Raw genomic sequence first — 18,272 nt, forward strand, 5'->3', positions numbered from 1 at the left:
GCGCCGCGCCGTCGCTCACCACTGCAGAAGGACTGACGAAAGTAGGCACATCGATAGGGCCAACGACGACGGCGGCGCCCGCCGCAAAGGGCAGGCGCCGCCGTCGTCGGCCGGTTGGAGGTGCTCAGGCAGTGTCCGCCAGGGTGCCCAGATAAAGCTGGATGACCTTTGGATCCTTGAGCAGTTCTCGGCCGGTGCCGGTGTATGCGTCCTTGCCTTGGTCCAGGACGTAGCCACGGTCGCAGATCTGCAGGCAGCGGCGTGCGTTCTGTTCCACCATGATCACCGAAACACCGGCCCGGTTGATCTCGTGCACCCGCAGGAACGTCTCGTCCTGCTTAACCGGGGAGAGGCCGGCCGAGGGCTCGTCCAGGAGCAGCACCGCCGGGTTCATCATCAGTGCCCGCCCCATGGCCACCATCTGGCGTTCGCCACCGGAGAGCGAACCGGCCCGCTGCGCGCGGCGCTTCGCCAGATCGGGGAAGATGCCGGCGACAAAGTCGAAGCGCTCCTTGAAGTCTTTGGGCCGCTGGAACATGCCCATTTCCATGTTTTCTTCGATGGTCAGCGTGGAAAAGACGTTGTTGGTCTGCGGGACGAACCCGATGCCGCGGCTGACCAGCTTATTGGCTTTCAGTCCCGTCAGGTCCTGACCGCGGACCACAACCGTGCCGGAATGCACTTTGACCAGGCCGAACATTGCCTTAAGCAGTGTTGACTTGCCGGCCCCGTTCGGGCCGATGATGCCGATCAATTCGCCTTGGCGGGCTTCGATGCTGCAGCCGTTGAGGATGTTGACGCCGGGCAGGTAGCCGGCCACCAAATCCCGCACAACGACCACCTGTTCCCCTGCCCCCACAGTGGTCGGGCTCGTATCCGCTCGGTGCGCATTCATGCCTGGTCCTTCCTGTTCGGGTCTCGGTCCGTATCGCGGGCCTCATCCGCGCTCGAATCATGCTCGCTGATGTGGCTGCCGAGGACTCCCTCGTCGGCCGTGCCGACTACCGACTCCGCGTCCTGGGCGAGTTCCTCCGTGAGCGCTTCGACCCCTTCCGTGTCGCCAAGGTCGACGTCGTGGTGGGCGCCCAAATAGGCATCAATCACGGCGGGGTCCTTCATGACGACGCCGGGCGGGCCTTCTGCCACGATCCGGCCTTCGGCCATAACCACCACCCAATCCGCGATGTGGCGGACCATATGCATGTCGTGTTCGACGAACAGCACGGTCATTCCCTCGGCCTTGAGGTTCTTGACATGCTCCAGCAGAGACTGGGTCAGGGCCGGGTTAACGCCGGCCATCGGCTCGTCCAGCATGACCAGCTTGGGCCGGACCATCAGCGCCCGCGCCATTTCCAGCAGTTTGCGCTGGCCACCCGAGAGCGAGGCTGCGTAGTCGTCGCGTTTGGCGTCCAGCTTGAATTTCACCAGCAGATCCTCTGCCTGCTCGGTGATTTCACGTTCCCTGGGGCCCCAGATCTTCTTGAACAGGGCTTTGAACAGGTTCTCGCCGGACTGCTCCGTGGCACCCAAGCGCATGTTCTCGATGACGGTCAGCTTGCCCATGACTTTGGTCAGCTGGAACGTGCGGACCATACCCATCCGGGCCACTTTGTAGGATGGCACGCCTGCCAGTGAGTGGCCTTCGAACGACCACTCACCGGTCTGTGGGATGTCGAATCCGGTGAGCAGGTTGAACAGGGTGGTCTTGCCGGCGCCGTTTGGCCCGATCAGCGCCGTGATCTGGTGCCGTGGGATCTCCAGATACTCCACGTCCACGGCGTTGACACCGCCGAACTGGCGCGTGACGTCCTTGGCTACGAGGATGGGATCGCGCTTGCGGCAGCCGGGACCCGGTTCGTCGGCAGCGATGGGGCGCGTGTCGGTCATGTAATCGTTCTGCACGGGTGACTGGTTCGCGGCGGAGCCGGCGCCTGCCGCGATGCCGTCTTGTTCGCTCATGCGAATACCAGCTCTTTCTTGTTGCCCAGCACCCCTTGGGGCCTGAAGATCATCAACAGCATCAAAGCGACACCGACCAGGATGTAACGCAACTGACCGGCCTGGGTGGTGGTGAGGAAGGTGATGTAGCCCGCCTCGATGGCTCCGTAGAGCAGCCCCTGGGTCAGCGAGAGCACTACCCAAAAGATCATGGCGCCGACGACGGGGCCGAGCACGGTGGCCATGCCGCCCAGCAGCAAGCACGTCCAGAGGAAGAACGTCAGTTCTGTCTGGTAGTTGGCAGGTTGGACAGCTCCACGGGGGAGCGTGAAGATCATGCCCGCAAAGGTGCCCAACAAGCCGCCGAAAATCAGCGACTGCATCTTGTAGGAGTAGACGTTTTTACCCAAGGAGCGCACTGCATTCTCGTCTTCGCGGATGCCTTTCAAGATCCGGCCCCAGGGGCTACGCATCAGCAGGAACACCAGCAGGCAGCAGAGGGCAACCAAGGTCCAGGCAACCACCCGGATCCAGAGGTCCCGCTCGTTCATGCTCGTTAGGCCGAAGTTGTAGGTGCCCTGTGGGAACGGGTTCATCGCGTAGAACCCGCCTTCAAACGCGGCCAACCCGTTGGCCGAACCGGTGATTTCGGTCAGTTCGTTGGTGGTGACCACGTACCGGATGATTTCGGCGGCGGCGATCGTGACAATGGCCAGGTAATCGGCACGCAATCGCAGGGTAGGGATGCCCAAGAGCAGTGCAAAGAGCACCGATCCGACGACCGCTATCAAGACGCCGACCACGAACGGGACATCCCATAGCAGGGTCGGTATGGCGAATCCGTAGGCGCCGATGGCCATGAAACCAGCTTGCCCGAAGTTCAGCAGTCCGGTGAAGCCAAAGTGGACTGCCAGGCCCAGGGAAGCCAGGGCGTAGGCGGCCGTTGTCGGGCTGACAATCTCGCCGAGTGCGTTGGTAAATATATTGAGGAAATCCATGGTGTTGCCTCCTAACCCACACGCTCTCGACGGCCCAGGATTCCCTGTGGTCGGAACAGCAGGACGACGATCATGATCAGCAGGGCGCCGACGTACTTAAGGTCTGCTACCAGCCAGAGCGTCGACAATTCGACGAACAGTCCGACCAGGACCGAACCAACCAGGGCCCCGAACACGGTGCCCAATCCGCCCAAGATGACGCCGGCAAAAACGAGCAGCAGGATTTGCTGTCCCATATTGAAGGTGACCCCGGGGCGGTAGTAGGCCCACAGAATGCCGCCGAGGGCAGCCAGCACGCCGCCCACTGTCCAGACAATCCTGATGACTCGGTCAACGTCGATGCCGGAGGCCGCGGCAAGCGCGGGGTTGTCGGCAACGGCTCGGGTTGCCTTGCCCAGACGGGTCTTGAGCAGCAGCATGGCGATCAGGACGATGACCACCAGACTGATAATCAGCGAGAGCAGCGTGTTGCGGCTGATGGAGATGACGCCAATCTCCAAGATGGGGCTGCTGGCCCCGGGAAGCTGTTGAGTGGCGCCGCCGAAAAAGAACAAGATCGTGTAGCGCGCGGCCAACGCCAATCCGATGCTGATGATCATCATGGGGATCAGCGCGGTACCCCGGCGGCGCAGCGGCTTCCAGAGCCAGCCATCCTGGACCCAGCCAAAGGCCCCGCCCAGCACGACCCCCAATAGCATCGCCAACCAGATAGGAAAGCCCGCCACGGAGAAGGCAAACATCAGGACGGCTCCAAGCGTGACCATCTCGCCGTGGGCGAAGTTGGTCAGGCCGGTAGTGCCGTAGATCAGCGACAAACCCACCGATGCCAAGGCCAGCAGCAGACCGAAGCTCAAGCCCGCAATCAGCCGTTCGACGAAAATCTCGCCGAAACTGGCACTCTGCACCACAATGCCCTCGCCCAGCGGGAAGACGGCGGCGGCATTAGACGTGTTGGTTAAGTTGACTTCGCGGGGATTGGGCGTGCCCTTGGCAAGGTTCACTCCCTCCGGGAGAGTGGAGACGTCGACCTCGACTTGGTACTTTCCCTGAACCGGAACTCCGATAGACCAGGTACCGTTTGCTCCCGTGGTCGCCTCGCCGCTGAACCCTTCCCCTGTCGCCGTGATTTTCACTCCGGCGACCGGACCGTCGGCGTTTCGCAAGACGCCGCTGATCTTGTAGCGGGAGGGTTCCGCAGGCGCCGACGTCGCAGGTGTTGCCTCTGGTGAGGCGGTCGAAGCCAGTGAGGGGGGAGCGGACAGCAGGATCCCCATGGTGATCGCCAGCAAGGCGAATAGCGTCCCCAATGGCCGAACAAGCTTCGGCATCGCTATCAAAATATGAACCTCCACAGTGTGGGGTGGTCCGCCGTATCACCGGCAGACACTGACAGCGTCTGTGATAAGAATCACTGACGTGTCGTTTATGTTACCTGCGCCACAGGCGGACGGGTGGCACGTTCTATCGCGATCAGGTAACAACTGTGAAGCACTCGTTAAGCAAACGTACAAGGTCGGGGCACCAAAGAGCAGGCTGGCTACAGTGACCGTAGCGGCCCCGCGAAAAGAAGCTGCCCCGACGGGCGCTACAGGTAGAGGCCGGTGCTGCTGTCGGCTTCCTCCGGCTGGGATACCGCGTGGATGTCGCGTTCGCGGAGGAGGGTGTAGTCGGCTGCGTTGACCTCGACTTCCGCACGGTCTTCAGGGTCGAAGAGCACCCGGTCGCCGACCGCAACTTGGCGAACCTGCGGGCCCGCTGCTACTACTTCGGCCCACGCCAGGCGCTTGCCCATCACTGCGGTGGCCGGAATGACAATTCCGGAGGATGAACGGCGCTCGCTGCTGTCCTGGTCCGGGGCCACCAGAATGCGGTCATGGAGCATCCGTAGGGGCAGTTTGTCCGGCGCGGAGGAGCGGTGCTTGTTGGAAGGACTGCGGGAAGTCACCGCAGCATTCTACCCGCGGCGGGCTCCGCCCGGAGCCGCCGCTTCCTGCCACAGAGCTAGGCACGGAAGAGTTCCTCGGCACGTTGTGGAATTTTCCGCCGCGCCGATCGTTGGCATTGGTAGTGTAATCAATAGCTCGCCCCCTGACGATGGAGGACAACAAGATGGCAATCGGAGGAAATCCGGTTTTCAACAACCCGAAGGTGTTCCGCGGTTCACCCGCTGGTTCTGCCGCAGCCGGTTCAACCGCACTGGCCGGACAGACGCAACTGACCAGCCAGCAACTGCAGGACCTGTACAACCAGCCGTCTGCGGGCCCCGCCCAGACCGGCCGGATGACGTACGACGACGTCATCTTCAAGACACTCGCTTGCCTGTCCCTGGTGGTCGTAGGCGGTGCCATTGGCTGGATGTTCCCGATCCTGATGATCCCGGGCATGGTTGTCGGGCTGGTTCTCGGCCTGGTCAACGCCTTCAAGAAGGAACCGTCCAAGGGGCTGATCCTCGCCTACGCAGCTGCCGAAGGTTTGTTCGTCGGCGGGCTGTCCATGGTCATCGACGGAATGTACCCGGGTGTCGCCCCGCAGGCCGTGCTGGGCACCGTGTGCGTCTTCGCCGTCACCTTGGCCCTGTTCAAGAGCGGCAAGGTCCGTGCCACCCCGAAGGCGATGCGCTTCTTCATGATCGCGCTGATGGGCTACGCACTCTTCTCGCTGGTGAATCTGGGCCTGATGTGGTTCGGCGTGCTGGATAACCAGTGGGGCATGCGCGGCACCGAAATCATGGGCATCCCGCTGGGTGTCCTCATCGGGTTGTTCGCCATCGGCCTGGCTGCCTTCTCGCTGATCGTCGACTTCACCTCGATCGAGCAAGGCGTAAAGCAGGGCGCGGACCGCAAGTACTCCTGGACGGCGGCCTTCGGCCTGACTGTGACCTTGATTTGGCTGTACGTGGAGATCCTGCGCCTGCTCGCCATCCTGCGCGGCGACGAATAATTCTGCTGCTCTTCCACCCGACCCCGGCCTAGTGCCGGGGTCGGTTGTTTAAGCGGCACCCGGTACGGTGTAACTTATGACGCGCGAGCGCACCGAAGCAGCCACCGGAGAACAGTTTGAACTGCGGCGTGCCGGGTCGCGTGCCGTGATTACCGAGCTCGCCGGCAGCCTGCGGCTCTTCGAAAAGCACGGTGTGCAGCTGACCGAAACCTACGACGACGATCGGATCCCGCCCTCGGCCTGCGGCATCCTGTTAGCGCCGTGGCCCAATCGGGTGGCCGAAGGCAGCTGGACTCTTGACGGCACCGTCCAGCAGCTGGACATCACGGAGCCGGCCCGCGGTCATGCCATCCACGGACTGCTCCGCAATACCGGCTACCGGCTCGTTGAATGCAGCGAGTCCAGGGTGGTACTGCGGGCGGAGATCTTCCCGCAGCACGGGTATCCCTTCCGGCTCAGTCATCATGCGGAGTACTCCTTGGACGAAGCCGGCGATCTGACTGTGCGGCAGCAGTTGCTGAACCTGTCCGGTGCGGCGGCACCAGTGGCGCTGGGCGCCCATCCTTTCCTGCGGTTGGGGGACGAACCTGCCGACCGGCTGACGTTGACTGTGCCCGCTGCACGGTTCTTTCCGGCGGATCCGCAGACCAAGATTCCAACGGCGGATGCTCCGGTGGACGAGCATACCGATCTCCGACAAGGCGCCCGGTTGGCGGAGCTGGCGATGGACCGGGCCTACACCGGACTGTCCGCCGGGCCCGACGGCCGGGTGGTGAGCACCTTGTCTTCGGATAGCGGGTCGATGGTCGGGCTGTGGCAGGCAGAAGCATTCCAATACGTGCATGTCTTTGTCACCTCAAAGTATCCGGGCCGGGCGTGCGCCGTGGCGGTAGAACCGATGACGGCGCCAGCGGACAGCTTCAATTCCGGCATCGGGCTGGCATGGCTGCAACCCGGCGGTTCGTTCGGCGGCAGCTGGGGGATTACGGCGCGGCTTCACTGAACACATGTCTGGGTGACAATATGAAACTATTGGCTTTATGAACCGGCCATTCCCCGAAAACCGTCTGCTGCCGGCGGCAAGAACGGCGGGCACCGACACCCGGCACCACGTCCGCGAGGACGTGCCCTATGCGTTGCGCATCAGCGCGGCGTGGGCCTGGCGGGTGGGCCTGATCCTGGTCGTCGGCGGACTCTTGGTCTGGCTGCTCAGCTTCGTCTCGCTGCTCATCATCCCGCTGATGGTCGCGGCCCTGATCGCCGCCCTGATTTCTCCCGTGGTCCGGTTCCTGCGCAAGGCCAAGGTGCCCAAGAGCCTCGCCGTCGCCATCACCATTCTCGGTTTCCTCGGGTTGATCGGTGGCGCTCTCTCGCTGGTTGGCCGCCAGCTCTACATCGGTTTCAGCGAACTGTGGGACCAGGTGCTGCAAGGTATCGGCCAGGTCCAAGGCTGGCTGACCGACGGGCCGCTCCGCCTGACCAACGAGCAACTCAACTCCTACCTGAACGAAGGCTTGCAGCAGCTGCAGAGCAACAGCAGTGCCATCTTTTCCAGCGCCCTGAGCGTGGGGTCCACCGCCGGGCACCTGTTCACCGGCCTGCTGCTGACCATCTTCGCGCTGATCTTCTTCCTTCACGACGGCGACCGAATCTGGCGTTTCTTGGTGGGCCTGCTGCCCAAGAAGGCCCGGGCGGCGGGCAACGGTGCAGGCCGCAAGGGCTGGACGTCGATGGTGCAGTACATCCGGGTCCAAATGTTCGTTGCCTTCGTCGACGCGGTCGGTATTGGTGCCGGCGCGGCCATTATCGGTGTGCCGCTGGCGCTGCCGCTCGGCGTGCTGGTCTTCCTTGGCTCGTTCATCCCGATCATCGGTGCGCTGGTGACCGGGTTCGTCGCCGTGCTCCTGGCCCTGGTGGCCAACGGCTGGGTCAACGCACTCATCATGCTCGCCATTGTGCTTGGCGTGCAGCAGCTTGAGGGGCATGTGCTGCAGCCACTGGTCATGGGTAAAGCCGTGTCGCTGCATCCGCTGGCAGTTGTGCTTGCGGTGGCGGGCGGCTCGATGGTCGCCGGAATCGCCGGCGCACTGTTTGCGGTCCCTTTGCTTGCGATCCTCAATTCCGTCGTCAGATACATCGCCGCCCGGGGGTGGGAAACAGACCAAGCACTGGGGGCGCCTCCTCCCGTGGAAGAGCCCTACATGGCGCCTGAACCGGCGCTGGCTTCGACCGGTCCAGGCAACCCGCCCGAGGCCTCAGAACAGGAATCCGTCCGCCGACGCCGCGTCCAGCTGCGCAGAAAAGAGTCCGACAAGTGACAGCCACCACCCAACTACCCGTCACGCTTGATGACATCCAGGCAGCGCGGAAGGTCCTTGATGGGGTCATCGCCAAGACACCGATTGAACAATCCCGCGCGCTGGGCCGGATGGTGGGTTCCGATGTCTTCTTTAAATGTGAGAATTTGCAGCGCGCCGGTTCCTTCAAGGTCCGCGGCGCCTACGTGCGCATGGCCGCGCTGACAGACGAGGAGAAGGCACGCGGGGTCGTCGCCGCCTCCGCCGGAAACCACGCCCAGGGCGTCGCCGTGGCTGCGGCTCGGCTGGGAATCAAGGCGCGGATCTTCATGCCTATGGGAGTAGCCCTGCCCAAGCTGGCCGCCACCCGAGGCCATGGCGCCGAAGTGGTCCTGCACGGCCACAACGTGGACGAAGCACTCGCCGAAGCCAAACGCTTCGCCGAGGAAACCGGCGCCGTGTTCGTTCACCCTTTCGACAGCCCGGACATTATCGCCGGCCAGGGCACGCTCGGACTGGAGATCTTGGAACAAGTTCCCAACGTGGACACCATCGTGATGGGCGTCGGCGGCGGCGGGCTGCTGGCCGGAGTGGCCACCGCGGTCAAGACCAGGGCCAAGGAGCTGGGCCGGGAAATTAAGGTCATTGGGGTGCAGGCGGAAAATGCGGCGGCCTATCCGCCGTCGCTGGCCGCCGACGCGCTGGTGCCGCTGCAGAAGGTGTCCACCATGGCCGACGGCATCGCCGTAGGCCGTCCCGGGCAGCTGCCGTTTTCGATTATCAGGGAACTGGTCGACGACGTGGTCACCGTCAGCGAAGACGCCCTGGCCCGCGCGTTGATCTTCTTGATCGAGCGGTCCAAGCTGGTGGTCGAACCGGCCGGCGCCGTCGGCGTGGCCGCGCTGATGGAAGGCGTCATCCCGAATCCCGGAACCACGGCGGTGATCCTTTCCGGTGGAAATATCGATCCCATGTTGATGCTGAAGGTCATCCAGCGCGGCCTGTATGCCTCCGGCCGTTTCATGTCCGTTCGGATCATGCTCGATGATCGGCCCGGTTCACTGGCCCAGATTTCGCGGATCATCGCGGAATCGGACGCCAACGTCACCCGCGTGGACCACACAAGGATCGGCGGCTCCATCAGCATGGGCGACGTCGCCATCACCATTGACATCGAGACCAAGGGGCACGAGCACTGCGAACAGGTGCTTGGCAGCCTCCGCGGCGAGGGCTTCCAGCCCGTCGTCGTGCACTGACCCATGCCCGGCAGCCGTGCCCTGCGCCCCGCCCAAGCCCTGGCTGGAGCTGGGGTTTTTGCGGTGCTGCTCTGGGTGGTCTTCCTGGTCAACGTGGCTGCCGGCGGCTACTTCAGCCTGCTGCTGGGGATTGCGCCTCGACAGGTGGACGGGCTCGACGGTGTGCTGTTCGCCCCGCTGCTGCATGCAGATACCGGCCACCTGTTGAGCAACACGCTCCCGCTGCTGGTCCTCGCGTTCCTGACGCTGCTGGAAGGAATCCGGCGGTTCCTGGTGGTGCTCGCGTGCAGTTGGCTGGCCTCGGGGATAGGCGTCTGGCTGACGGGTGCCGGACTGACGATCGGCGCCTCGGGCGTGGTCTTCGGGCTGCTGGCCTACCTGCTGGTCCGCGGCTTTTACAACCACAGCTGGCGGCAGATCCTGCTGGCGGCGGTCATCTTCGTTTTCTACGGCTCGGTACTGTGGGGCTTGCTGCCGACGGCGATGCCCGGCATTTCCTGGCAGGCGCACCTTTTTGGGGCAGCCGGCGGAGTGGTCGCCGCTGTGCTGCTGCGCAGACGCAGGCCTTACCTCGGCTGACCGCCCCGGCTGCCGTTGCGGACTTGCAAGCCGGCCAGCGCAGTAGATACGGCGAAGGCGGGTTCCCGCAGGAACCCGCCTTCGCCGTCAGCGCTGTGCGTGATCAGCCGGTGTAAGGCGTGGCCGAGATGATTTCCACCGAGATCTGCTTGCCGTTCGGGGCAGCGTACGTCGTGGATTCTCCCACCCGCAGGCCGTGGATGGCCGCGCCGAGCGGGGACTTCTCGCTGTACACGTCCAGGTCCGATTCCCCGGCAACTTCACGGCTGCCCAGCAGGAAACGCTCCGCATCGCCGGCGATCTTTGCCTCGATGACCATGCCTGGCTCGACGACGCCGTCGTCTGCCGGCGCTTCACCCACATGGGCGTTCCGCAGCAGATCGGTGAGCTGGCGGATCCGGGCTTCGGCCTTGCCCTGCTCTTCCTTGGCGGCATGGTAGCCACCGTTCTCCTTAAGATCCCCTTCGGAGCGGGCCTGTTCAATGCGGTCAACGATCTCTGCCCGGCCGGGGCCTGAAAGGTGATCCAGTTCAGCCTTCAGGCGGTCGTAGGCTTCCTGAGTGAGCCAGGCGACAGGTGCGCTGGAAGTGGACACGTAGTTCTCCTTAGTTGCTGCCGAAACCGCTGGACGCGGTTCCGGCACGGTGGCACTTTGCACAAAAGGCCGCCATGCCGGCGGCCACTTGATGCAAAGACCCCGCCGTGTTGGTGAACCATTTCGTTCTGGGATGTCCCAGTTCACCAGCTAGGCGGGGTGGAATGTATTTGCTCAATTGTAGTCAGGCGCCGCCGGTTTTCCCAATAACTCGGATGCAAAGGATGTTTTCCCCTCGGTTCCGGGGAAGGCGCGGCCCGGTCCGGTCGGGCGGATGGGCGCAGTCCCACGGCGACTGCTGCGTCAGCTGTTGGCGTCCTCGGCCCAGCAACTGTCCACACCGCCGGAGACAGCCATGGACTCGGTCCGGAGCTGGACGCGGTGCGATGTGGTCCCGTTGGTGGCTTCATCGGCGGGACCGATCGTTGCGACCTTCCAGCCTACGACGGCGTAATTGTCGTTCAGGGCCTTGACGGCGCACTGGACGGTGGCCCCGGGATCCTTGGTGAGTTGGAAATCCACGGTCATGTGTCCTGCGTCGGCCACGGCAAAGCCAACGTCCTTGCTCTCAATCTGTGGGCCGCTTTGGCTGAGGGCGAAAAAGCCAGCGCCGACAACGGCGACTCCGAGGGCGCCTCCAGCCAGCGCAAGTTTGGCGCGGCGGGACAGCGATCGCCGCGGTGTGCCGTAACGGTTGGAAACAGTTAAGCTGGAGGAAGTCTGAGGAGTACGGGGGCCTGCGGTGCTCACGCCCTCAAGTTTATCCTCCCGCCCACGCCAGATTTCCCAGGAGCAGCCCACGTGAGCTTCGATGCAGCCCAGCCAGCGCAGAGTGACGGACTGCGCCTGCTGGCGGTCCATGCCCATCCCGACGACGAATCCAGCAAGGGTGCGGCGTCGATGGCGCGCTACGCCGCCGAGGGCGTCCAGGTGATGGTAGCGACCTGCACGGGTGGAGAACGCGGGGACATTCTCAATGCCGAGGCGGCCACGGATCCCCAGGCGCACCGGGACCTTGCCGGGATCCGGCGGCTGGAGATGGCTCAGGCTGCGGCCGAGCTGGGTATCCAGCAGCGCTGGTTGGGGTTCGCAGATTCCGGCTTGCCGGAGGGGGACCCGCTGCCACCGCTGCCGTTCGGCAGCTTCGCCACGCTCCCGCTGGAACGGGCCGCCGCTCCGCTGGTCAAACTGGTGCGCGAGTTCCGGCCTCATGTGGTGATCAGTTACGACGAGAACGGCGGCTATCCGCACCCCGACCACATCATGGCGCACAAGGTGGCGGTGGAGGCGTACCATGCCGCCGGCGACCCCGAGCGGTATCCGGAGGCGGGCAGCGCTTGGGAGCCGCTGAAGCTCTACTACGATCGCGCATTCAATCCGGAGCGGTTCCGCGCACTCCACTTTGCTTTGGAGGAAGCAGGGCTGCAGTCGCCCTACGCCGCGCGGATCGCGGCGTGGCTCGAGGCAGACGCCGAGGGCCACCAGCCGCCGATGCCCAACCACCGCACCACCACACAGATCGACTGCGGCGACTTTTTCCGCCACCGTGACCGCGCGCTGCTCTCGCACCGGACCCAGGTGGAGCCCACCGGATTCTTCTTCGCCGTCTCGGAGGAGATGCAGCGGACGGTCTGGCCGTGGGAGGATTTCTCGCTGATCCATGCACGGGTGGAGACCAGTGTTCCTGAAACGGATTTCTTCGCGGGCATAAGATAGAGCTGCAGCCAACCAGCGCCGGAGCCTCGCGTCCCGGACGCACCCAGAAAGAGACGAAATTTGCCCCTGATCCAGATCCTTGCCGCCGTCGCCGCCGGTGCCGGCGAGCCCACCCTCCGGCCCGGACTCGACCCAAACCAGGTTACGCCCGGGCCCTGGGGCTTCTTCTTTACCTTTGCTCTGGCGGCCGTGGTGATCGTCTTGGTCTGGGACATGACCCGGCGCATCCGACGGGTCCGCTACCGCTCGCAACTGGAAGAAAACGTTAACGCCGGTGTTCGGGAAACCGGTCCCGGCTCGTCCGGACAGGCAGGCTCTGCAGGCGGCGGAACGGATCACGACGCCGAAGGCGAGGCGCCGGCGACCGGCAGAACGAACGAACCCGGTGGCGGCCCACGCCGCCCGGACCGCGGCGACTGACCGTGGCCGGCCGACTGCGCACCGAGGCCTCGGCCTACCTGCGCCAGCACGCCGGAAATCCCGTGGACTGGTGGCCTTTCGGCGATCAGGCCTTCGAACAGGCACGTCTGCGCGACGTGCCTGTTTTTGTTTCGGTGGGCTACGCCGCGTGCCATTGGTGCCACGTGATGGCGGGCGAATCCTTTGAGGACCAAGCCGCCGCGGAGTACTTGAACGAACACTTCATCCCGGTCAAGGTGGACCGGGAAGAGCGTCCGGATGTGGACAGCATCTACATGGCAGCCACGCAGCTGATGACCGGGCAGGGCGGCTGGCCGATGAGCGTGTTCACGCTGCCGGATGGCAGGGCCTTTTACGCCGGCACGTACTTTCCGCCGCGGCCGCTGCCGGGCCAGCCGTCGTTCCGCCAGGTGCTTCAAGCGGTGCATGAGGCCTGGGAGCAGCGCCGCGGGGCCGTCGAGACAACCGCTGTGTCGGTGGCGCAAGCGCTGGCGCAGGCCGGGGAAGCGAACCGCGGGCTTCTCGGCGACCTCTCGGTGGTGCCCGGCGGTGTGCTGCCGCTGCCGCCCGGCAGTCCGGCGGTTGAGCGGGGACCGGTGCACCTGCCGTCCGGCGAAGACGGAGAAACCGACGAAGCTGTCCTCGAAGAAGCCGTCGAGGTGTTGTCGGGTCAGGAAGACACAGTCTTCGGAGGTTTTGGCGGGGCGCCGAAATTCCCGCCGTCGGCCGTGCTGCACTTTCTGCTCCGGCATGCCGGGGCGTCCCGGTCCGACTCAGCGCAGCAGGCCGCCGGGTTGTCCGCCCGAACCTTGTCGGCGATGGCGGGGTCCGCGTTGTACGACCAGCTTGAGGGCGGCTTTGCCCGTTACACGGTGGACCGGCGGTGGTCGGTGCCGCACTTCGAAAAAATGCTTTACGACAACGTCCAGTTGCTGCGCGTCTACGCCCAATGGGCCGTGCAGTCCCCGGCGGGGGCGGACCGGGACCTGGGCTGCGCGGTCGCGGCAGGGACCGCAGAGTGGTTGGTGGACCGGCTGCAGTTGCCCCACGGCGGCATCGCTTCCTCGCTGGATGCGGACACCGTCGTCGATGGCGTCCACCACGAAGGTGCCACCTACCTGTGGTCGCCCGCCGAGCTGCGCGAGGTGCTCGGAGCCGACGACGGCGGCTGGGTGGCGTCCGTGATGAGCGTGGGAGAGCGAGGGAACGTCACTGCCACCGGGTCGACGCTGTATCCGGGGCGGACGTTGGAACCCGACGAACAGCAACGCTGGGCGGCGTTGCGCCCGGTACTGCTTGCGGCCCGGCAGCAGCGGGCGCAGCCGGCACGCGACGAAAAGGTTGTGGCCGGCTGGAACGGTTTGGCGGTAGCCGGGCTGGCCGAAGCAGGAGAACTGCTGGGCCGGGCGGAGCTCACCGCGGCGGCCGTGGCTGCAGCCGACTACCTGCTGTCCGTGCATCTGGATGGCAGCGGCCGGCTGGCCCGCGTTTCGCACGACGGTTCAGCGCAGCGCTTCGAGGGATTGCTGGAGGACTACGCCGGCGGTGCGGAGGGATTGTTCGCGCTGTACGCGGCCACCGGTGACAGCCGCTGGTACCGTGCCGCAGAAGGGCTGGTGCTGCGGGCGGAGGCGGTGTTCCTGCGGGATGGAACGCTCAGCGACCAGGCTGTCCCGGCAGCACAGGTTGCTGCTGCCGCCGGCGCCGTTCCACCGGCTGACCCGCTGGAGAGCGCCACGCCCAGCGGCACCAGCCTCTTCGCCGGTGTGCTGGCCACGTATGCGTGCTACAGCGGTTCCGTGCGGCACCGCCAGCTGGCGGGCAGGTTACTCGGTTATCTGGGCCGGATTGCCGCCCGGGCGCCACGGGCCGCCGGGTGGGGGCTGGCCGCTGCGCAGGCACTCGCGGCCGGGCCGGTCGAACTGGCGGTCACCGGGAACCCGGGAGCAGCCGCGGCGCTGATTGCCGCGGCACGCGCAAGCGGCAGCCCGGGTATCGTCGTCGCCCGTCGCGCGTCTGGCACCGCACAGGAAGATGCGGCACCGCTTGTGGCGGACAAGCCCGTCCCGGCGGACGGTGCGCTGGCCTACGTCTGCCGCGGGATGGTGTGTCGCCGCCCGGTGGCAACGGCCGCTGCCCTGCTGGCGGAGCTGGGCGCGGCTGGGAACTAAAGCGGGAAACGCCCCCGTCAGCCGGCGCGGGCCTCAGCCGGCGGTGCCAAGCACCGCGATCATAATGGCGATGTAGTGGCAGGCAAAAGCCACGACGGTGAAGGCATGGAACAACTCGTGAAAACCGAACCATGCAACTGAGAAGTTCGGCCGCTTGATCCCGTAAACGACTGCGCCGGCGATATAGAAGGCGCCACCCGCGCAGATCAGTACTGCAGCGGGGACGCTGGCGGCGAAGAAGTCGGGCAAGTAGAACAACGCCGCGAGTCCTAGCGCGCAGTAGATCGGGACGTAAAGCCACCGCGGGGCGTGCGGCCAGAGCACCCGGAAGCCGACGCCGGCGATGGCGCCGGCCCAGATCAGCCAAAGCAGCAGCGTGGCCTTCGACGGTTCCAGCAGCGCCCAGGCCAGCGGCGTATAGGTGCCGGCAATGACCAGCATGATGTTGGTATGGTCCAGGCGCTTAAGCAGCAGCTTGACCGGCGGGCTCCAGTTGCCGCGGTGGTAGACGGCACTGACGCCGAAGAGGAGCAGCCCGGTCACGGCGTAGACTGCGCAGGTCCACTTAGCGGCGGCGGTGGGCGCAAGGGCCACAAGGACAATGCCGGCCGCCAAGGCCAGGGGAGTGGCCCCCGTATGCAGCCAGCCGCGGAACTTCGGCTTGATATTCAGAGCGTCCGCGACCTGCTCCACGGCCCGTTCAACCGGTCCGTCGGTCGCTTCTGTCCGTGCGGTCGAGCCGTTATTTTCGCGCCGGGATCCTGCCGGCCCGGCAGCAGCACGGTGTTCACTCATGCGGATATTCTAGCGGCAGCGCAGCCCTTGTTACTGGTCGGTAACAAGGGCTGTGTACGGGACCGGCCGGCCGGGAGGATAGAATTCAAAGTCGTGAATGGGCGATCAGGAAGGCAGAGTGCTGTGTCTCTTCCCGGCGTCCTCTACCGCCTCTATGAGCGCCGTCTGCAGCGTTCGCTGGTCCCCGGCCGCATCCCCGGCCACATTGGCGTGGTGGTGGACGGCAACAGGCGCTGGGCGAAACTGGCCGGAGCGCCGACCAGGGAAGGGCATCAAGCCGGGGCGGACAAGATTCTCGAATTTCTCGGCTGGTGCGGGGACCTGGGCATCAAAGTGGTGACGCTCTACATGCTGTCCACGGACAACATGGGCCGGTCCGAAGACGAACTGCGCGAGTTGCTGGGTGTCATCGGCAATACCCTGGACCGGTTGGGCGAGGGCAAGAACGTGCGCGTCCATCCGGTCGGTGCGCTGGAAACCCTACCGGCGGACCTCGCCGCCAAGCTCCGCAGCTTGGGGGAACAGACCGCTGGCGTGGAGGGGGTCCATGTCAATGTGGCGGTGGGCTACGGCGGCCGCCGGGAGATTGTCGACGCGGTCAAGGGCCTGCTGCGCCACGCTGAGGCCGACGGCAAGAGCCTGGCGGAGGTAGCGGGGACACTGACCGTTGACGATATTTCCCAATACCTCTATACCAGCGGCCAACCGGATCCGGACCTGGTGATCAGGACCTCCGGGGAACAGCGGCTCTCCGGCTTCCTGATGTGGCAGAGCGCCTACAGCGAGTACTACTTTTGCGAGGCGTTGTGGCCGGACTTCCGGCGCCTCGATTTCCTGCGGGCGTTGCGCGATTATGCCAGCCGGCAGCGCCGCTTCGGCGCCTAAGGCGCGCCGCAGGAGCAAGGGGCGCATCGACGTCGTTCGTTCATCCGAAATTTGCTGAAACGCCTTGGTCCGGGCTCTTGTGCTGGCGAATTACAACAGCGTAATTTGGAACCATCAGTCAGCAGTCCGCAGATTGATCGGGAGGCCACCAGTTTGATGCGCAGAGCGACAGCTGCATCGGGGGAGGCCGGTTCCGGCCTGGTGGCCTTACCGTCCGCGCCCCGCTTCACATCAGTCGGAGCCGCCGCGCTCCGGACGGGAGCAAGCATGACAGCCACCAAGAACCAGAGTCTCACCGCCACGACCGGACCCAGGAAGCAGCCCGCAGCTGCCACCTCGGCCGGTCGTGCTGTTTCCGCCGGGGAACCGGAAACAGCACGTGCGTCGTACGTCCTGGACACCTCCGTGCTGCTCTCCGATCCTCGGGCACTGCTGCGGTTCGCCGAGCACGAAGTGATCCTGCCGGTGGTGGTGATCACCGAGTTGGAGGGCAAGCGGCACGATCCGGAGCTGGGCTACTTTGCGCGCCAGGCATTGCGGCTGCTGGACGACCTGCGCGTGCAGCACGGCGGCCTGAACCACGCCATCCCGCTGGGCGCGGAGGGCGGCACGCTGCGGGTGGAACTCAACCACATCTCACCCGATGTGTTGCCCGCCGGGTTCCGCGGCATCGACATCGACAGCCGGATCCTGGCGGTGGCCAAAAACCTTGCCGATGAGGGCTGCAACGTCACGGTTGTCTCCAAGGACCTGCCGATGCGGGTGAAGGCGTCCGCGATGGGACTCCAGGCCGATGAGTACCGCAACGAACTGGTCAAGGATTCGGGCTGGACCGGCGTGGCCGAGCTGGATGTGGCCGACGACGAAGTTAACACGCTGTACGGCCATGAGCCGGTTTTCATTCCGGCGGCAGCGGAGATGCCCGCCAATACCGGCCTGGTGCTGCTCTCCAGCCGCGGTTCCGCGCTCGGCCGGGTGGGCGCGGACAAACAGGTACGGCTGGTCAAGGGCGACCGGGACGTGTTCGGCCTGCACGGACGTTCCGCAGAGCAACGGCTGGCAATCGACCTGCTGATGGACCCCGAGGTGGGGATCGTTTCACTCGGCGGCCGGGCCGGAACCGGAAAGTCCGCGCTGGCGCTCTGTGCCGGACTGGAAGCGGTGCTGGAGCGGCGGGAGCATCGCAAGGTCGTGGTGTTCCGGCCGCTGTATGCCGTTGGCGGCCAGGAATTGGGATACCTGCCGGGTTCCGAATCGGAAAAGATGAATCCGTGGGCGCAGGCGGTGTTCGACACGCTCGGCGCGCTGGTCTCCACGGAGGTGGTCGAGGAAGTCATGGACCGCGGCATGCTGGAGGTGCTCCCGCTGACCCATATCCGCGGCCGCTCGCTGCATGACTCCTTCGTGATCGTGGACGAGGCGCAGTCGCTGGAGAAGAACGTCTTGCTCACGGTGATGAGCCGGATCGGCCAGAACTCCAAGATCGTCCTGACCCATGACGTGGCGCAGCGGGACAATTTGCGGGTGGGCCGGCACGACGGTATCGCGGCCGTTGTGGAGACGCTCAAGGGCCATCCGCTCTTTGGCCATGTGACGCTGACCCGGTCCGAGCGCTCGCCCATCGCAGCCCTGGTGACCGAGCTGTTGGAGGGCGCGGAGATCTAGGCAGCCTTTTCCACGGG

Annotated in this window: 18 protein-coding genes; 10 read left to right on the plus strand and 8 right to left on the minus strand. The window is 65.1% G+C overall.

What is annotated here, in order from left to right; all coding sequences use genetic code 11:
- Window positions 1-124 precede the first annotated feature (124 nt).
- The 5 genes from AC5RWX_RS11680 to AC5RWX_RS11700 all read right to left on the minus strand — a co-directional run bounded on the left by AC5RWX_RS11680 (window position 125) and on the right by AC5RWX_RS11700 (window position 4,818).
- Window positions 125-895 carry an ABC transporter ATP-binding protein gene (locus AC5RWX_RS11680; RefSeq protein WP_493957176.1) on the minus strand — a complete coding sequence of 257 codons (771 nt, stop codon included), beginning with the start codon at window positions 893-895 and terminating at the stop codon, window positions 125-127.
- The gene (locus tag AC5RWX_RS11685) at window positions 892-1,887 is read right to left on the minus strand and encodes an ABC transporter ATP-binding protein (RefSeq protein WP_493940273.1); all 996 of its coding nucleotides are present in this window, start codon (window positions 1,885-1,887) and stop codon (window positions 892-894) included. The genes AC5RWX_RS11680 and AC5RWX_RS11685 overlap by 4 nt, the downstream gene beginning before the upstream one ends.
- 68 nt (window positions 1,888-1,955) lie before the next feature.
- On the minus strand, window positions 1,956-2,936 hold the full coding sequence (locus AC5RWX_RS11690; protein WP_493940237.1) for a branched-chain amino acid ABC transporter permease: 981 nt from the start codon (window positions 2,934-2,936) through the stop codon (window positions 1,956-1,958).
- A gap of 11 nt (window positions 2,937-2,947) precedes the next feature.
- Entirely contained in the window at window positions 2,948-4,264 is a 1,317-nt protein-coding gene (locus tag AC5RWX_RS11695) for a branched-chain amino acid ABC transporter permease (protein ID WP_493940238.1), read from the minus strand.
- Between the two features lie 257 nt (window positions 4,265-4,521).
- Window positions 4,522-4,818, minus strand: a complete 297-nt coding sequence (locus AC5RWX_RS11700) for a GroES family chaperonin (protein ID WP_127512147.1) — start codon at window positions 4,816-4,818, stop codon at window positions 4,522-4,524.
- A 227-nt stretch (window positions 4,819-5,045) separates the two neighbouring features.
- Here AC5RWX_RS11700 and AC5RWX_RS11705 point away from each other — a divergent pair, with 227 nt between their 5' ends.
- The 5 genes from AC5RWX_RS11705 to AC5RWX_RS11725 all read left to right on the plus strand — a co-directional run bounded on the left by AC5RWX_RS11705 (window position 5,046) and on the right by AC5RWX_RS11725 (window position 10,008).
- Complete coding sequence (locus tag AC5RWX_RS11705) at window positions 5,046-5,876, plus strand: Bax inhibitor-1/YccA family protein (RefSeq protein ID WP_493957177.1); 831 nt, start codon at window positions 5,046-5,048, stop codon at window positions 5,874-5,876.
- Between the two features lie 76 nt (window positions 5,877-5,952).
- A complete protein-coding gene (locus AC5RWX_RS11710; RefSeq protein ID WP_494097460.1) occupies window positions 5,953-6,879 on the plus strand; it encodes an aldose 1-epimerase family protein in 927 nt (308 codons plus the stop codon).
- Window positions 6,880-6,916: 37 nt separating this feature from the next.
- Window positions 6,917-8,194: an AI-2E family transporter gene (locus tag AC5RWX_RS11715; RefSeq protein ID WP_493940241.1), complete on the plus strand. Its 1,278-nt coding sequence runs from the start codon at window positions 6,917-6,919 to the stop codon at window positions 8,192-8,194.
- Complete coding sequence (gene ilvA / locus AC5RWX_RS11720) at window positions 8,191-9,429, plus strand: threonine ammonia-lyase (protein WP_494078205.1); 1,239 nt, start codon at window positions 8,191-8,193, stop codon at window positions 9,427-9,429. Before AC5RWX_RS11715 ends, ilvA begins: the two co-directional genes overlap by 4 nt.
- Before the next feature lie 3 nt (window positions 9,430-9,432).
- Window positions 9,433-10,008: a rhomboid family intramembrane serine protease gene (locus tag AC5RWX_RS11725; protein ID WP_494097461.1), complete on the plus strand. Its 576-nt coding sequence runs from the start codon at window positions 9,433-9,435 to the stop codon at window positions 10,006-10,008.
- 103 nt (window positions 10,009-10,111) lie between these two features.
- On the opposite strand, the gene greA is transcribed toward AC5RWX_RS11725, so the two are convergent.
- Window positions 10,112-10,603, minus strand: coding sequence for a transcription elongation factor GreA (greA, locus tag AC5RWX_RS11730; protein WP_493940244.1), 492 nt, complete (start codon window positions 10,601-10,603; stop codon window positions 10,112-10,114).
- Between the two features lie 303 nt (window positions 10,604-10,906).
- Window positions 10,907-11,353 (minus strand): DUF4307 domain-containing protein, encoded by a 447-nt coding sequence (locus AC5RWX_RS11735; protein ID WP_493940245.1) that lies wholly within the window; start codon window positions 11,351-11,353, stop codon window positions 10,907-10,909.
- A 51-nt stretch (window positions 11,354-11,404) separates the two neighbouring features.
- On the opposite strand from AC5RWX_RS11735, the gene mca reads away from it, so the two are divergent.
- From mca to AC5RWX_RS11750, 3 genes are read left to right on the plus strand one after another with little or no spacing between them, the layout of a single operon-like run.
- A complete protein-coding gene (gene mca, locus AC5RWX_RS11740) occupies window positions 11,405-12,319 on the plus strand; it encodes a mycothiol conjugate amidase Mca (protein WP_494097462.1) in 915 nt (304 codons plus the stop codon).
- Window positions 12,320-12,379: 60 nt separating this feature from the next.
- Entirely contained in the window at window positions 12,380-12,739 is a 360-nt protein-coding gene (locus AC5RWX_RS11745) for a hypothetical protein (protein ID WP_494097463.1), read from the plus strand.
- 2 nt (window positions 12,740-12,741) lie between these two features.
- On the plus strand, window positions 12,742-14,910 hold the full coding sequence (locus tag AC5RWX_RS11750) for a thioredoxin domain-containing protein (RefSeq protein WP_493957182.1): 2,169 nt from the start codon (window positions 12,742-12,744) through the stop codon (window positions 14,908-14,910).
- A 33-nt stretch (window positions 14,911-14,943) separates the two neighbouring features.
- Here AC5RWX_RS11750 and trhA read toward each other — a convergent pair whose 3' ends face one another.
- The gene (gene trhA / locus AC5RWX_RS11755) at window positions 14,944-15,705 is read right to left on the minus strand and encodes a PAQR family membrane homeostasis protein TrhA (protein WP_494063101.1); all 762 of its coding nucleotides are present in this window, start codon (window positions 15,703-15,705) and stop codon (window positions 14,944-14,946) included.
- Window positions 15,706-15,828: 123 nt separating this feature from the next.
- On the opposite strand from trhA, the gene AC5RWX_RS11760 reads away from it, so the two are divergent.
- Both AC5RWX_RS11760 and phoH2 read left to right on the plus strand, forming a co-directional pair.
- Window positions 15,829-16,590, plus strand: coding sequence for an isoprenyl transferase (locus AC5RWX_RS11760; protein ID WP_493940250.1), 762 nt, complete (start codon window positions 15,829-15,831; stop codon window positions 16,588-16,590).
- 267 nt (window positions 16,591-16,857) lie between these two features.
- Complete coding sequence (gene phoH2 / locus AC5RWX_RS11765) at window positions 16,858-18,255, plus strand: RNA 5'-3' helicase PhoH2 (protein WP_494063100.1); 1,398 nt, start codon at window positions 16,858-16,860, stop codon at window positions 18,253-18,255.
- Window positions 18,256-18,272 lie beyond the last annotated feature (17 nt).

This window comes from Arthrobacter sp. SPT-J7, from assembly GCF_059089965.1.

Bases quoted from the DNA above. Each gene is read 5' to 3' on its own strand.
- AC5RWX_RS11685 (WP_493940273.1), bottom strand. From the start codon at position 1,887: ATGACCGACACGCGCCCCATCGCTGCCGACGAACCGGGTCCCGGCTGC.
- AC5RWX_RS11715 (WP_493940241.1), top strand. From the start codon at position 6,917: ATGAACCGGCCATTCCCCGAAAACCGTCTGCTGCCGGCGGCAAGAACG.
- phoH2 (WP_494063100.1), top strand. From the start codon at position 16,858: ATGACAGCCACCAAGAACCAGAGTCTCACCGCCACGACCGGACCCAGG.
- AC5RWX_RS11680 (WP_493957176.1), bottom strand. From the start codon at position 895: ATGAATGCGCACCGAGCGGATACGAGCCCGACCACTGTGGGGGCAGGG.
- AC5RWX_RS11710 (WP_494097460.1), top strand. From the start codon at position 5,953: ATGACGCGCGAGCGCACCGAAGCAGCCACCGGAGAACAGTTTGAACTG.
- AC5RWX_RS11700 (WP_127512147.1), bottom strand. From the start codon at position 4,818: ATGCTCCATGACCGCATTCTGGTGGCCCCGGACCAGGACAGCAGCGAG.
- AC5RWX_RS11705 (WP_493957177.1), top strand. From the start codon at position 5,046: ATGGCAATCGGAGGAAATCCGGTTTTCAACAACCCGAAGGTGTTCCGC.
- trhA (WP_494063101.1), bottom strand. From the start codon at position 15,705: ATGAGTGAACACCGTGCTGCTGCCGGGCCGGCAGGATCCCGGCGCGAA.
- AC5RWX_RS11695 (WP_493940238.1), bottom strand. From the start codon at position 4,264: ATGCCGAAGCTTGTTCGGCCATTGGGGACGCTATTCGCCTTGCTGGCG.
- AC5RWX_RS11690 (WP_493940237.1), bottom strand. From the start codon at position 2,936: ATGGATTTCCTCAATATATTTACCAACGCACTCGGCGAGATTGTCAGC.
- AC5RWX_RS11725 (WP_494097461.1), top strand. From the start codon at position 9,433: ATGCCCGGCAGCCGTGCCCTGCGCCCCGCCCAAGCCCTGGCTGGAGCT.